This window comes from Pseudomonas neuropathica, from assembly GCF_015461835.1.
GTDB classification, from domain to species: domain Bacteria; phylum Pseudomonadota; class Gammaproteobacteria; order Pseudomonadales; family Pseudomonadaceae; genus Aquipseudomonas; species Aquipseudomonas neuropathica.
Map to the genome: position 1 here is coordinate 280,163 of NZ_JACOPX010000010.1, position 14,622 is coordinate 294,784.

The following is a 14,622-nucleotide window of genomic DNA, read 5'->3' on the forward strand; positions in this document are numbered from 1 at the left end:
ATACGTAAGGCAGCGTAGTTGAGCGATGAACGGTTGTCAGATTCCCGCGCACCGATAAGTGTCACGGCAGATTTTCTTTGCGCTGGCTCTCCAGAAGATCGGTGACATCGGCCGGTTGATACACCCAGCCAATGAACAATTCATAACCGACCGCCAGAATCACCGGCCCGGTGAACAGACCGATAATGCCGCTGGTGACCATGCCTCCAAGCGCACCGATCAGCACCACCGGCATTGGCACCGCGACGCCGCGCCCAAGCAAAAGGGGTTTGAGTACGTTGTCGGAAAGACCGGCAATAATGATCCATACAGTAAAAATGATCGTACCGGCGTCCACGCCATCGTGCGCAAACACGTAGATCACCACAGGCACAGTAATGAGCAAGACTGGCAGTTGCATGATGCCCAGCAACAACACCATCAAGGCCAGAATGCCAGCGGCCGGAATACCCATGATCACCAATGCCACGCCGATCAGCAGCATCTGGATGAAGGCGATGCCGACGACCCCTTGTGCGACTGCACGAATGGTCGAGGTACACAGTTCGGCTATCTGCGGACCACGCACCGGGCCGGAGATCCGGGTGGTGATGGCCACTGCGGTGCGATGTCCGCGATCACCGTGGGTCATGATCAATCCGGCGACGATCAAAGCAATCACAAAAACCACAATTCCTGCACCGACGCCGGCGGCCTGATGCAGCAGCACCTTGCCCCAGTTGGTCAGGTGCGGTGCGAGTTCCTTGAACGCCCAACTCAAATCCTGCGAAGCGTGCTGCCAGATGCCGAAAATCGGCGCGCCAATCAGTGGCCAGTTTTCGACGCTGGCCGGTGGAGGCGGAATTTCAAATTGGCCAGCTTCCATCGTGTGCATGCCGACTTTCACCGAATCGGCAACGGAAGCCCCGAGCAGGCTCAGTGGCACCATCAGAATCAGCAACCCCAGCAGCACCAGCAAGATCGCCGCCCAACCGTAGCGGTTGCCAAGTTTTGCGCCTAGCTTCTGATTCAACGGATACAGGGTGACGGCGAGAATCAGCGCCCACAGCATGACATTGAGAAACGGATGAAAGATGTCATAGCAAAACAGCACCAAAACCGTAATCAAGCCCGCGCGTATGAGCACATCCAGCAGTGCTCTGGAACTGTGAAAGGTGATCAGCGGTTTGTCTTCCATTACGGCGCTCCTGATTGGGCCATCGATGAACCGTTTTGAGCCTAGTTCACATCTGGCACATCGTCTCGACTGGTGCACACGCCAATTCACGACTAAACCTGAAGGCTGATCTGTATTGATAAGGAATTCGCGATGAAATCGACGCACTCACTGATCATTCTCGCGCTGGCAGCCACTGGTGGTCAGGCACTGGCGGGCGGTATTGATCTATATGAAGCAGGTCAGGAGGGCGCTGGTCTGGCCAATGCCGGCTCGGCGGCGCTGGCCACTGACCCGAGCGTGTTGATGAGTAACCCGGCCGGTATTGCTGCACTCAAGGGCACGCAAATCAGCTTGACCGGTCAGGCCATATTCGGCGGTCTGGGTTTTGATCGCGACAGCGATAATGACTTCTCCGGCAACGAGGGCGGCAATCCCCTGCCGATCCTGCCGGGCACCAGTTTCTTTATCAGCCATGAGCTCAATGATCGCGCCAGTATCGGCTTCGGCATGTATGGCAACTTCGGTCTGAGCGTGAAATACGACGATGACTGGGCCGGGCGCTACTTCAGCCAGGAATCGACATTGATCGGCATTTCGATGCAGCCGACTTTCGCTTACAAGATCACCGACGATCTTTCGATGGGCATCGGACCGCGTCTGGTCTACGGCTACTACTACACAAAAATGGCCATCGACAATAACGCCTTCCTGCCGGGCACGCCGTTCCAGGAAGATGGCAAATTGCAGTACAAAGACACCGACATCGGTACCGGGATCAATCTCGGCCTGCGCTACCAATTGAACGAGCGCACCACCGTCGGCCTGGCCTACTCCAGCAAGGTCAAGCTTGAGTTCAAGGACTCGCCTTCGGTGCACGGCGTACGCAACCCGCTGCTCAATCTGGCGTTGTCGAGGCTGGACGTCGACAACCTCGAAATCGACATGAACATCCCGCAGACCGCGACCCTGAGCATTGCCCATCAGTTGAACGAGCAATGGACGCTGCTGAGTTCGGTGAACTGGCAGGACTGGAGCGATTTTGCCGACATCGGCGTGTCAGTGGACAGCGCCGCCGGCGATGTTTCTCGCTCGGCAGACCGCAAATATCAGGACACCTGGCACCTGTCGATCGGCGCACAAAACCAGATCAGCCCGAAACTGCGCTGGAACATGGGTGTGGGCTACGACAGTTCCGCGGTGAAGGACAAGGATCGCACCGTCGACAACCCCATGAACGAGACCTGGCGGCTGGCGACCGGGCTGAGCTACAAACTGGCCGAAGACACCGACCTCAACCTCAATTACACGCTGGTCTGGCTGGGTGACATGGACGTTCAGCAGACCAAGCGCAATGGGCAGACGCTGTCGGGGAGTTATCCCAATAGCGCGCTGCACATTGTTGGTGGGGGCGTGACATGGCGGTTTTGATCGAACTGATCAGCGCGCAAGCATGCCGTGACACAACAGATTCAGAACCCCGCGCATGTGCAACGCATGCGCGGCTCGGTCCGGGACTTCCTGCGTCGCCAGGCGGATAAACGCCATATTCGCGTACTGGTTGAACAGCGTCGCCACCACCTCGAGATCGATCGATTCGCGCACTTTGCCCGCCTGCTGGAAATGCAAAAGCAATGCCTTGGTTTCCTCAATCACCGCCGCATTCCATGGGCTCATCGCTTCAGCGAGGTCGCCCGTCAGCAGAAACGGCGCCAATTCGCGCCACAACGAAGCCGGCATCGCGGCTAGCTGGTAATCGGTCATCAGCCCTTCGAACTCGCACAGCGCCTCCAGCGGATCGCTGTTCTCGTCCAGATTCGCCCGCGCCTCGCGCATGGCTTGCTCGTCGGGTTGCTTGAGCAAGGCCAGCAGAATCTCCTGCTTGCCGCCGAAGTAGTTGACCACGGTGGGGGCGGAAACCCCCGCCTGCACGGCGATCTGGTCCAGGGTGGTGGCCGCAAAGCCATTGCGCTTGAACAACTCGAGCGCCGCCTCGGCAATCACCTGCCGGCGCTGTTCCTTCTGCCGCTCTCTGAGTCCGCTCATATTGCCTCTGATGATCGTTACCAATGGCGGTCAGCCTACGGTTATCTTTTTTTACCGACAAATATTTTCTTTACAAAAATATTTTTAGATGGCAAAACTTTCCCCGTGCAGCGCTGTGACGAACGCACCCACTTGCCCTTTGCTCTGGAGATCCGCCATGTCCGCCGAACTCGATTCGACCCGCACCACCCGCGATTACCAAGCCGCCGACGCCGCTCACCACATCCACGCGTTCGTTGATCAAAAGGCCCTCAACGAGGAAGGCCCACGGGTGATGGTCAGCGGCGATCGGCTGGCGTTGTGGGACAACGACGGCAATCGCTATCTGGATGGCATGTCGGGTCTGTGGTGCACCAACCTTGGTTACGGGCGCAAGGATCTCGCCGCTGCCGCGACCGCGCAGTTGGAACAACTGCCCTACTACAACATGTTCTTCCACACCACTCACCCGGCGGTGATCGAGCTGTCCGAGCTGCTGTTCAGCCTGCTGCCCAAGCACTACAGCCACGCGATCTATACCAACTCCGGCTCCGAAGCCAACGAAGTGCTGATCCGCACCGTGCGCAAGTTCTGGCAGGTAATGGGCAAACCCGAGAAGAAAATCATGATCGGCCGCTGGAACGGCTACCACGGCTCGACCCTCGCCGCGACGGCGTTGGGCGGGATGAAATTCATGCATGAGATGGGCGGGACCATTCCCGATGTCGCGCACATTGATGAGCCGTACTGGTTCGCCCATGAAGGCAACCTCAGCCCGGAAGAGTTCGGCCTGCAAGCGGCGCGGCAACTGGAAGACAAGATTCTTGAGCTAGGTGCCGACAAGGTCGCCGCGTTCGTCGCCGAACCGTTTCAGGGCGCGGGCGGCATGATCATTCCGCCGGCGACGTACTGGCCGGAGATTCAGCGTATCTGCCGTCAATACGACGTGCTGCTGTGTGCGGACGAAGTGATTGGCGGGTTTGGTCGCACCGGTGAATGGTTCGCCCATCAGACGTTCGGCTTTGAGCCGGACACGCTGTCGATCGCCAAGGGTCTGACCTCCGGTTACATCCCCATGGGCGGCTTGATTCTGTCGCGGCGCATGGCTGAAGCATTGGTCGAGAAAGGTGGCGTGTTTGCCCATGGCCTGACCTATTCCGGCCACCCGGTGGCGGCCGCCGTGGCGATTGCCAACCTCAAGGCCTTGCGCGATGAAGGCGTGGTCACCCGGGTGAAAACCGAGACTGGCCCGTACCTGCAGAATTGCCTGCGCGAAGTGTTTGGCAATCATCCGCTGGTGGGTGAGGTTCAGGGCGTGGGTTTGGTGGCGGCGTTACAGTTTGCTGAAGACAAAGCCACGCGCAAGCGTTTTGCCAATGAAAACGACATCGCCTGGCGTTGCCGCACGATTGGCTTTGAGGAAGGGTTGATCATTCGTTCGACATTGGGGCGGATGATCATGGCGCCGGCGTTGGTCGCCACGCGCACGGAGCTGGACGAGTTGATCGACAAGACGCGGATTGCGGTGGATCGGACGGCGCGGGAGTACGGGGTTTTGTGATCGGCTGAAGGAATAGGGTGGCCGGACTACCGCCATCGCGAGCAGGCTCACTCCTACAGGGGAACGCATTCCAAATGTAGGAGTGAGCCTGCTCGCGATGGCGTCAGTCGGGCTGAAAACAGCCAAGATTCAATCCCGTCGATTACTCCGCACGCCGCTTGGTGTTAAATAGGCGCCAGTCTTAACCTTGTCGCGTAAAGCCGTGCAACGAGAACCGCTATGAACACCTCTTCCAAGAAAAACACCCAAATTCAAACAGCGGTGACCGCATGATCGAAGTCACCGAAGTTTCCATTGCCCAACTGCGCGCCGCGCTCGAGTCCGGCCAGACCACCGCAGTCGAACTGGTGCAGGCATATCTCGCACGCATCGATGCCTACGATGGCGCCGACACCCCAACGGCGCTGAATGCCGTGGTCGTGCGTAACCCTGAAGCGTTGAACGAAGCGCGGGCGTCCGATGCCCGTCGTGCCGAAGGCAAAACTCTCGGCCCGCTCGACGGCATTCCTTACACCGCCAAGGACAGTTATCTGGTCAAAGGGCTGACCGCTGCGTCCGGTAGCCCGGCCTTCGCCGATCTGGTGGCTTATCGCGATGCCTTCACCATCGAACGCCTGCGCGCGGCCGGGGCGATTTGCCTGGGCAAGACCAACATGCCGCCGATGGCCAATGGCGGCATGCAACGTGGCGTCTACGGTCGCGCCGAAAGTCCTTACAACGCCAATTACCTCACCGCGCCGTTTGCGTCTGGTTCGTCGAACGGTGCCGGCACCGCGACCGCCGCGAGTTTCGCCGCGTTTGGTCTGGCTGAAGAAACCTGGTCGAGCGGGCGTGGCCCGGCGTCGAACAATGGTTTGTGCGCTTACACGCCGTCACGCGGGGTGATCTCGGTGCGCGGCAACTGGCCGTTGACCCCGACCATGGACGTGGTCGTGCCTTATGCGCGGACCATGGCCGACCTGCTCGAAGTCCTCGACATCGTCGTCGCCGAAGACCCAGACACCCGTGGCGATCTGTGGCGCCTGCAACCGTGGGTGCCGATCCCGAGCGTCAGCGAAGTGCGCCCCGCCGCTTACGGCGATCTGGCGGCCGATGCCAAAGCGCTGGCCGGCAAGCGTTTCGCCGTGCCGCGTATGTTCATCAATGCCGACCCTGAGGCTGGCACCAGCGAAGCCCCGGGCATCGGAGGCCCGACCGGCCAGCGCATCAACACCCGCGCCTCGGTGATCGACTTGTGGAAGCAGGCGCGTCAGGCCCTCGAAGCGGCCGGTGCCGAAGTCATCGAAACCGACTTCCCGCTGGTCTCCAACTGCGAAGGCGATCGCCCCGGCGCGCCAACCGTGTTCACTCGGGGGCTGGTCTCGAAAGAGTTCCTTCACCATGAGCTGTGGGACCTGACCGCGTGGGCGTTCGACGACTTCCTGCAAGCCAACGGTGATCCGAAACTCAATTGTCTGGTCGACGTCGACGGGCCGAAAATCTTCCCGCACGACCCGGGCACCCTGCCCAACCGTGAAGGCGATCTGGCTGCCGGCATGGATGAGTACGTGCGCATGGCCGAGCGCGGCATCACCCCGTGGAATGAAATCAGCACCGTGCCTGACGGCCTGCGCGGCCTGGAGCAAACCCGACGCATCGACCTCGAAGACTGGATGGACACGCTGGGCCTCGATGCCGTGCTGTTCCCGACTGTTGCCGACGTCGGCCCGGCGGACGCGGACGTCAACCCGGAGTCGGCCGACATCGCCTGGAGCAACGGCATCTGGGTGGCCAACGGCAACCTGGCGATCCGTCACCTCGGCGTGCCGACCGTCACCGTGCCGATGGGTGTGATGGCCGACATTGGCATGCCGGTCGGCCTGACCTTCGCTGGCCGCGCCTACGACGACTCGAACCTGCTGCGTTTCGCCGCCGCGTTTGAATCGACCGGCAGCAAACGCCAGATCCCGCCACGCACACCGCCGCTTTCGTAACGCGCTTAAAACTGTAGGAGCGAGCCTGCTCGCGATGGCGATGTGTCAGCTTGGGTAAACTTGGCTGACACATCGCTATCGCTGGCAAGCCAGCTCCCACAGATTTCCGCTCCCGCCACAAAACCCTCATTCAACCCAAAACCCTGTAGGAGTGAGCCTGCTCGCGATAGCGGTCTGTCAGTTAAATTTATCGAGACTGACACACCGCTATCGCGAGCAGGCTCACTCCTACAGGGGGTTGTGTAATGCCGTTCATTGAGCACATCCGCTCAATCCCCTGCCCTGCAGTTCCTCGATCATCCCAGGCATCTTAATTGCCGCTGGCCACCGACCATGATCGACCGCGCCCCTTCGCGTCTCACCCTCCTCGCACTGCTCTGCGGTCTGACCACCACCGCCAATGCCAGCGGTTTTTTCGACGATGCCAAAAGCGAAGTGCTCACCCGTAACTTCTACTTGAGCAACGACTACCGCTCCCCCTCACCGTCTGGCAAAAACTACAAACAGGAATGGGCTCAAGGCTTTATCGGCACCTTCTCATCCGGTTTCACCGCCGGCACAGTCGGCTTCGGCATCGATGCCCACGCCTTCGCCGGACTGAAACTGGACGGCGGCAAGGGCCATTCCGGCACCGGTTTGCTGCCGGTCGACAGCGATGGCCGCAGCGAAAACGATTACTCCAGCGCCGGCGGCGCGCTCAAGTTGAAAGCCTCGCGCACCACCCTCGCCTTCGGTGAAATGACCGTGGAAACCCCGGTGTTCGACACCTCAGACAAACGCCTGCAACCGGAGTACGCCACAGGCTTCCTGCTCAACAGCGCCGAGCTCGACCACATCAATCTGGTGGCCGGGCATTTCACCGCGTTCAAGAATCAGGACAGCTCATCGGGCAAAGGCGATTTCTATGGCTATGGCGCCAATACCGAGGCCGGCGGGATCAGTTTCGTCGGCGCCGACCTGTTCACCGACAGCCCAGTGGGCGGCGCGCTGTATGCCTCCGATCTGAGCGACACCTGGCATCAGTACTACGGCAATCTGCACTTCAAGCAGTCCGGCGTGCTACTCGACGCCAACCTCTACCACACCCGCGACACAGGCCGGGCGCTGGCCGGCGCCATCGACAACACCGCGCTCAGCCTGTCCGGCAAATACGCCTTCGGCCCCCACGCGGTAATGCTCGGCTGGCAACGGATCAATGGCGACACGCCGTTCGATTTCGTCGGCGGCGACTCGATCTACCTCGCCAACTCGATCAAATACGCCGATTTCAACGGCGCCAACGAACGCTCCTGGCAAGCGCGCTACGACCTCGACCTCGGCGCCTTGGGCATTCCCGGCCTGAGCTTCATGACCCGCTACGTCTCCGGTAGCCACATCGACGGCACCCATGCGCCCAAGGGTGGCGCCTACAACCCGCTCGATCCTGACAGCGGCAGTTATCAGCCACAGCAAGGCGATGGTGGCAAGCACTGGGAGCGCGATATTGATTTGAAGTACGTCGTGCAATCGGGCGCGGCGAAGGATTTGTCGATGCAGGTGTCGCATGTTTCACATCGAGCCAATGAAGCGCAGGCCGGCGATGACATTGACCGGATCTACGTGGTGATCCAGTACCCGTTGGGTTTCTAACCCACCGCCCATCCCGAATTGAAACACTATCCCCTGTAGGAGTGAGCCTGCTCGCGATAGCGCCTTTCCAGCAACATTCATGCTGACTGATACACCGTTATCGCGGGTTCGTAACAGGGACAGACCACGGTTGCACCCAGCCAGTCGCCCGATCTTCTGCCTTTTAAACTCCGGCGTTTAAAAGACACCTTCAGACACGCCTTCAAGGCTACACATCCTTGCGCCATTGCCTACAGCTACGCCAGAATCCGCCGGCTTGTGCGTCTTGGGGGCGGGTTCTATTGTGGGTCGGTCGCTGACGAATCAGCGATCGGGTTTCGCAGCCCGGATCAATCAAGGCGCACAGCGCTCCAGTTCATTGCCATCAACTAAAGGCAATGTTGCTTCATGGCGGCTGTGCGCGGGATACCTTCGGGTATGCCGGGTGCCTTGATTCCCGGTCTGCGAACCTGCGTACAGCTGCCACCTCTCTTCGTTTCGCAGCGAAATGTGGCGGCTCCAGCAATCAAGGAGCTTTACCCATGATCAAACCAACACCCAACCCACCCGAAACAGACCTCGCGTCCCCCTACGAATCCCTCGATTCAAAAAAACTCAACGACGCCGCCGAACGCGCCCTCGATCACTACCTCTGCCCACCCGGCTCCACCCCACCGCCACGTAAAACCCGCCGGATGTACGCCGTTAACGCAGATTTCAAAAACGAGGAGTTGCTGGCCGACGCCAGCGAAACACTCGCCTCCGCCAGAACCATCGCCCATGACTTCGCCCATCTCATCCCCGCGTCGCAGCGCAGGACGCTTTTGGGGATCGCGCAATTGATCATGCTCGGCGAACTCGCGGTGAATCGGGTGATGGATAATCTGGAGTTACCCCAGTAGCACGGCGCTGTGACAAGCCCTGAATGAGTCGGTGCAACGGCTGACGTCTTCGCGGGCAAGCCCACTCCCACAGGGAAACGCATTCCAGGTGTGGGAGTGAGCTTGCTCACGAAGGGGCCAGTGAGGTCAGCGCAAATCGGCTTTTAAACTCAGGCGTTTAAAAGACACCTTCAGACACGCCTTCAAGGCTACATATCCTTGCGCCATTGCCTACAGCTACGCCAGAATCCGCCGGCTTGTGCGCCTTGGGGGCGGGTTCTATTGTGGTGCGGTCGCTGACGAATCAGCGATCGGGTTTAGCAGCTCGGCTAATTTCAAGGCACGCGAGTTTCGCCATTACGTTATGGCGGCTTTGCGTGGGGCACTTCGGTGCGCCGGGATCCTTGAGCCTGGTCTGCTAACCCGCGTACAGCCGCCACCCTATCCGTTTAGCAGCGATGGATGACGGCTCCAAATCTCAAGGAGCTTTACCCATGATCAAACCAACACCCAACCCACCCGAAACAGACCTCGCGTCCCCCTACGAATCCCTCGATTCAAAAAAACTCAACGACGCCGCCGAACGCGCCCTCGATCACTACCTCTGCCCACCCGGCTCCACGCCACCGCCACGCAGAACCCGACGGATGTACGCCGTTAACGCAGATTTCAAAAACGAGGAGTTGCTGGCCGATGCCAGCGAAACCCTCGCTTCAGCCAGGACCATTGCCCATGACTTCGCCCACCTCATACCCGCGTCGCAGCGCAGGACGCTTTTGGGGATCGCGCAGCTGATCATGCTCGGCGAACTGGCGGTGAATCGGGTGATGGATAATCTGGAATTGCCGCAGTAGCGGGCCTCAATGATCGTTCCCACGCTCTGCGTGGGAATGCCTGAACGGACGCTCCGCGTTCGGCTCTGGATGGGACGCAGAGCGTCCCGGGCTGCATTCCCACGCGGAGCGTGGGAACGATCAATCTACGGCAGCCGTTCTTTGGCTTTCTGGAAACTGGCGGAAGGCAGCCGGAGTCGAACCTGCCCGGGAACGGATGCCGTCCCCAACCGGGTTTGAAGCCCGGCCGCGCCACCGGGCGCGATTGCCTTCCTTGAACTCATTGTGCGCAGGCGTTGGCCAGCGCGTTGTCGGGGCGGATCTGGCGGGATTCGCCGAGGCGTCGGGTCAGGCCGACGCGGTCGAAATATTCGAGGTACTGAATACAGCGTTTGCGTCCCAAGCCTAGCGCATCGCGGAAGCTTGTCACTTGGATCTGCGGATTTTCCTTGGCCAGTTTGAGCAGCACGTCGGCCATTTGGCGCAGTTGCACGTCACTTAAAAACAGGTCGCGCACGACTTGATGCATCAGCCCGAGCCGCGCCAGTTTGCGTAGCAGCAGGCGCACAGCGGCATCGTCTTGCCCCAGCAATTTGGCCACATCACGCACCCACGGCGGGTCGAATCCGGCCTGTTCAAACAACGGCTGCAGCCCTAGCCAGAGACTTTCATCCTCGGCATTCAAGCGCACCTGATGATCCGGCAGGTGCAGCCACGGCCCACTTGCCTGGATCGAACCGTCCGCGAGCAATTCATCCAGCAAACTGACAAACGTCGAACGCTCCAGCGCCAATCCACTGAAGCGCCGCAAGCGATCGCGATCGGGGCCCATCTGGTCGGGTTCCAGTTCATGGAACTGCGCGAGTTGTTCAAGCAGGGTGAACTTCAGTTGCGCCCAGCGCTGCACGTTGAACAGTACCGGGTCCTGGCGGGTGTCGATCAGGCGGACGTTTTCAGGTAACGCCCAGGTTGATCGCGGGCGATTGAACTGACGTTCCAGGCGCAGCGGGTCGAGGCCGCCAGCGCTGTAGTTGAGCAGCACGGGCAAGACCTGTTCGAACTCGTCGCCCGAGACCAAGGCGCGCAATTGCTCCAGACGTTCCGGGCTACGACGTTGTCGCGCCGGGGCGAACGGGTCGAGGACCTGGCCGCCGCCCAAGGTGCGTTGCGCGCTCTGGTCGCGCAGGATCAGGCGATCGCCCTTCACCGCGTGCACCGGCGCATTGATCAGCAGTTGCGCGAACATGCGTTCGCCGGGACTCAAGCGCGGACCTTCGAGCAAGGCCACCCGGGCGATGACATCCTGCGTGCCGAGGTGCACGTGCACCGGGTGAAAGTGTTCAAAGGTGCGTTCGCCGGGCAGCAGTTGAAAGTCAATGTCGACCCGTTGCGTCGGCGCGTGCAGCCATTCGCTCAGCAGCCACTGGCCGCGATGGATTTGCGCCAGTTCGAGGCGTTCACCGCTCAGGTTCAACGCCACCCGCTGGCCGGCGAAGGCGTGTTCGGCGGGCTGATTCTGCGCGTGCAGGCCGCGTACCCGCACCGATTTGCCCGAAGGCCCGAGGCTGAGTTTGTCGCCGACAACCACCGCGCCCGACAATGCCGTGCCGGTAACCACAATCCCTGCGCCGGCGACGCTGAACGCGCGGTCGATGGCCAGGCGAAATCCACCTTCGCGACTGCGCTCCAGTACTTCACATTGCGTCTGCAATAACGTCTCGCGCAGTTCATCAACGCCCTGCCCGGTCACGCTCGACACAAGCACGATCGGCGCTTCGGCAAATGGCCCGGCCTCAAGCAGATCCAGCAACTGCCGCTGAACCTCCTCCACCCTGCCCGCTTCGGCGCGGTCGCATTTGCTGATCGCCACCACGGCGCGCGGGATGCCGAGCAATTCGACAATTGCCAGATGCTCGCGGGTCTGTGGCATCACGCCGTCGTCCGCCGCGACCACCAGAAGCACCAGATCGATGCCCTGCGCTCCAGCGAGCATGTTGTGGGTGAATTTCTCGTGGCCAGGGACGTCGATAAACCCGGTCAGCCCGGCGCCGGGCTCGAGTTCAGCATAGAGATAACCGAGGTCGATGGTCATCCCGCGTTGGCGCTCCTGCGGGCGGCGGTCGCCGGTTTGTCCGGTCAGCGCTTGCAGTAGCGAGGTCTTGCCGTGGTCGATGTGCCCCGCCGTGCCGACGATCACGGGTCGACCTGCAGGTTCGGCAATTGCCCGAGCCACGCTGCTTCATCGTCGAGCTGACGCAGATCCAGCCACAGCGCATCGTCGTCAATCCGCCCGAGCACCGGAATCGGCAAAGCGCGCAACGCCGCTTCCAGATTCAGCAGGCAACGCCCGCGCAAGCGCTTGGAGACTTGCGGGCGACAACAAAGCGCCGCGCTGGGCAAACGCGCGACCGGTTGGCTGCCACTGCCAATCATGCCCAAGGCCTCGACTGCACTGACCTGCCAGCGCTCACCCAATAACTCAGCCATCAACGGCTGCAAACGTAAGGCCTGGGCGAGGATGTCAGCTTGCGGGCGGGTCAGCAGGCGCAAACTCGGCAAACGTTCAGCCAATCGATCCGGATCGCGATACAAACCCAGCACCGCCTCCAGCGCCGCCAAGGTCAATTTGTCCACGCGCAACGCACGTTTCAGCGGGTTCTTCTTGATCTTCGCAATCAGTTCTTTGCGCCCGACGATCAATCCCGCTTGCGGGCCGCCGAGCAACTTGTCGCCGCTGAAGGTGACGATGTCCGCGCCGTCGAGCAGCGCCTGACGCACCGTTGGTTCGGCCGGCAGCCCCCAACGGGTCAGATCCAACAGGCTGCCGCTGCCCAGATCTTCCAGCAACGGCAAGCCATGCCGATGGGCCAACTCGGCCAGTTCAGCAGTCGGCACCCGCGCAGTAAAACCTTCGATGCTGTAGTTGCTCGCGTGCACACGCATGATCAAACCACTACGAGGGCTGATCGCCGCTTCGTAGTCGCGAGCATGGGTACGATTGGTCGTGCCGACCTCATGCAGGCGCACGCCGGCGCGGGCCATGATGTCGGGGATGCGGAAGGCGCCGCCGATTTCGATCAGCTCGCCACGGGAAATAATGCCTTCCTTGCGCGCGCCCAGACTGTTGAGCGTCAGCAGCACGGCGGCGGCATTGTTGTTGACCACGGTGACGGCTTCGGCGCCGGTCAGTTCGCGGATCAGGCCTTCGATCAAGTCATCGCGATCACCGCGCTTGCCGCTGGCCAGATCGAACTCCAGATTGAGCGGATAACGCGCGGCCATTTGCACCGCGTCGATGGCTTCGTCGGGCAGCAAGGCGCGACCGAGGTTGGTGTGCAGCACCGTGCCGGTGAGGTTGAAAACCCGGCGCACGTGGCTGCGCTGTTGCTGGACCAGGCGTTCACTGACGCGGCCAGCGAGCACTTCAGGGCTGATTTCGACGGCTGACAATTGCCCGTTCAACACACCAGGGCGCAGTTCATCGAGCAACTGGCGCAAACCCGCCAGCAGTGATTCACGCCCGTGACGCTCAAGCAAAGGCCCACACGCAGGGTGACGCAACACACCATCAATGGAAGGTAACCGCAGGGACATCAGCCACTCCTGAAGACAGTTCACTGCGCCCCGCAGTGAAAAACAAGAGTGTAGACGCTGTGGTCATTCGTCTCCGGGAGCCAGTAACAGATTAGGCGCCAAGCGCTGATAACCGTCCTGCGCCAGGCGCATATCCAGCAGCAGGTTGCTCAAGTCAGCCGACAACGCCTCGGCATCGGCATCGTTCTCCAGATACACCAGTTTCAGATAGCTGTTGCAGCCCGGACAGACTTCGGCACGCAAGGGCGCCTGATTGGCAGCATGCCGATCGTCCTCAAGGCTCAGATAATCCAGGCCTTTGCTCGACTCGCAATACACGCATTTGACCCGCACTACGTGCCATTCGCAGGCACACAGCGAACACACCAGATAACGCAAACCGTTGTGCTTGCCGCGATGGCGAATCACACCCGCCATCGCTGGAGAACCGCACGCCGGGCATTGGCTGAGGCTGTCGCCGGGTTTGAGTTGCAGATTCGCCGCGCTGAGCAGCCAGTGACTCCAGGCCACTTGCAGCGCCGCGCCGAGAAACGGCACCAACTGCGCCGGCACCATCGAATATTGACCGCTGACCAACGCCACAGCCCACGCGCGCAATTGGCCAGGACTGGCGGCGCGCAAAGTGTCCACCGCGTCGACGACAGCAGGCTGTTCAACCGGCGCATAGCGCTGCAACAAAGCATCGAGATAAGCCTGCCAACCCTCTTCACGCACCAACGTGTCAGCCGCAAACGGCGGCAAACCATGCTGCTGACAGGCCTCGATCCGTTGCTGATCGAGCGGCGCCATCAGCGGCGGATCATCAAACACCTGCTGCTGCACCCGGCACAGCCCGGCAATCAGTCGCAGGTACTCTGCCAGCGCATGCCCCTCGGCCAGTTGTTCCAGCCGATCAGCCCGCAGCGCAAACAGGTTCGAAGGCGGCAGATGCAGAAACGGCGGCGAACTGGCCGCCGCTTCGATTTCCCCAGGTTCCAGAATGGTTGGCAAA

General features: G+C 60.8%; 11 protein-coding genes and 1 tRNA gene. 6 read left to right on the forward strand and 6 right to left on the reverse strand.

The window, feature by feature from the left end; translation table 11 throughout:
• Positions 1-61: 61 nt before the first annotated feature.
• Positions 62-1,177, reverse strand: a complete 1,116-nt coding sequence (locus H8F23_RS16970) for an AI-2E family transporter (RefSeq protein ID WP_194935152.1) — start codon at positions 1,175-1,177, stop codon at positions 62-64.
• A gap of 132 nt (positions 1,178-1,309) precedes the next feature.
• Between H8F23_RS16970 and H8F23_RS16975 the strand changes: the two genes are divergently transcribed.
• A complete protein-coding gene (locus H8F23_RS16975; protein ID WP_194935153.1) occupies positions 1,310-2,587 on the forward strand; it encodes an OmpP1/FadL family transporter in 1,278 nt (425 codons plus the stop codon).
• Between the two features lie 9 nt (positions 2,588-2,596).
• Here the strand turns inward: H8F23_RS16975 and H8F23_RS16980 are convergent, their stop codons facing one another.
• On the reverse strand, positions 2,597-3,202 hold the full coding sequence (locus tag H8F23_RS16980) for a TetR/AcrR family transcriptional regulator (RefSeq protein ID WP_194935154.1): 606 nt from the start codon (positions 3,200-3,202) through the stop codon (positions 2,597-2,599).
• A gap of 157 nt (positions 3,203-3,359) precedes the next feature.
• Here H8F23_RS16980 and H8F23_RS16985 point away from each other — a divergent pair, with 157 nt between their 5' ends.
• The 5 genes from H8F23_RS16985 to H8F23_RS17005 all read left to right on the forward strand — a co-directional run bounded on the left by H8F23_RS16985 (position 3,360) and on the right by H8F23_RS17005 (position 10,058).
• Positions 3,360-4,742, forward strand: a complete 1,383-nt coding sequence (locus H8F23_RS16985; RefSeq protein ID WP_194935155.1) for an aspartate aminotransferase family protein — start codon at positions 3,360-3,362, stop codon at positions 4,740-4,742.
• Positions 4,743-5,011: 269 nt separating this feature from the next.
• Complete coding sequence (locus H8F23_RS16990; protein ID WP_194935156.1) at positions 5,012-6,715, forward strand: amidase; 1,704 nt, start codon at positions 5,012-5,014, stop codon at positions 6,713-6,715.
• 333 nt (positions 6,716-7,048) lie between these two features.
• A complete protein-coding gene (locus H8F23_RS16995) occupies positions 7,049-8,344 on the forward strand; it encodes an OprD family porin (RefSeq protein ID WP_194935157.1) in 1,296 nt (431 codons plus the stop codon).
• Positions 8,345-8,865: 521 nt separating this feature from the next.
• Positions 8,866-9,225 carry a DUF6124 family protein gene (locus H8F23_RS17000; protein ID WP_194935158.1) on the forward strand — a complete coding sequence of 120 codons (360 nt, stop codon included), beginning with the start codon at positions 8,866-8,868 and terminating at the stop codon, positions 9,223-9,225.
• A 473-nt stretch (positions 9,226-9,698) separates the two neighbouring features.
• Complete coding sequence (locus H8F23_RS17005) at positions 9,699-10,058, forward strand: DUF6124 family protein (protein ID WP_194935159.1); 360 nt, start codon at positions 9,699-9,701, stop codon at positions 10,056-10,058.
• A 157-nt stretch (positions 10,059-10,215) separates the two neighbouring features.
• Here H8F23_RS17005 and H8F23_RS17010 read toward each other — a convergent pair.
• From H8F23_RS17010 to fdhE, 4 genes are all read right to left on the reverse strand, one after another.
• A tRNA-Sec gene (locus H8F23_RS17010) sits at positions 10,216-10,311 on the reverse strand.
• A 6-nt stretch (positions 10,312-10,317) separates the two neighbouring features.
• On the reverse strand, positions 10,318-12,234 hold the full coding sequence (gene selB, locus H8F23_RS17015; protein WP_194935170.1) for a selenocysteine-specific translation elongation factor: 1,917 nt from the start codon (positions 12,232-12,234) through the stop codon (positions 10,318-10,320).
• Positions 12,231-13,634 carry an L-seryl-tRNA(Sec) selenium transferase gene (gene selA / locus H8F23_RS17020; RefSeq protein ID WP_194935171.1) on the reverse strand — a complete coding sequence of 468 codons (1,404 nt, stop codon included), beginning with the start codon at positions 13,632-13,634 and terminating at the stop codon, positions 12,231-12,233. Before selA ends, selB begins: the two co-directional genes overlap by 4 nt.
• Before the next feature lie 60 nt (positions 13,635-13,694).
• The gene (gene fdhE / locus H8F23_RS17025; protein ID WP_194935160.1) at positions 13,695-14,621 is read right to left on the reverse strand and encodes a formate dehydrogenase accessory protein FdhE; all 927 of its coding nucleotides are present in this window, start codon (positions 14,619-14,621) and stop codon (positions 13,695-13,697) included.
• Position 14,622: the final 1 nt, after the last annotated feature.

Bases quoted from the DNA above. Each gene is read 5' to 3' on its own strand.
- H8F23_RS16970 (WP_194935152.1), bottom strand. From the start codon at position 1,177: ATGGAAGACAAACCGCTGATCACCTTTCACAGTTCCAGAGCACTGCTG.
- H8F23_RS16975 (WP_194935153.1), top strand. From the start codon at position 1,310: ATGAAATCGACGCACTCACTGATCATTCTCGCGCTGGCAGCCACTGGT.
- H8F23_RS16980 (WP_194935154.1), bottom strand. From the start codon at position 3,202: ATGAGCGGACTCAGAGAGCGGCAGAAGGAACAGCGCCGGCAGGTGATT.
- H8F23_RS16985 (WP_194935155.1), top strand. From the start codon at position 3,360: ATGTCCGCCGAACTCGATTCGACCCGCACCACCCGCGATTACCAAGCC.
- H8F23_RS16990 (WP_194935156.1), top strand. From the start codon at position 5,012: ATGATCGAAGTCACCGAAGTTTCCATTGCCCAACTGCGCGCCGCGCTC.
- H8F23_RS16995 (WP_194935157.1), top strand. From the start codon at position 7,049: ATGATCGACCGCGCCCCTTCGCGTCTCACCCTCCTCGCACTGCTCTGC.
- H8F23_RS17000 (WP_194935158.1), top strand. From the start codon at position 8,866: ATGATCAAACCAACACCCAACCCACCCGAAACAGACCTCGCGTCCCCC.
- H8F23_RS17005 (WP_194935159.1), top strand. From the start codon at position 9,699: ATGATCAAACCAACACCCAACCCACCCGAAACAGACCTCGCGTCCCCC.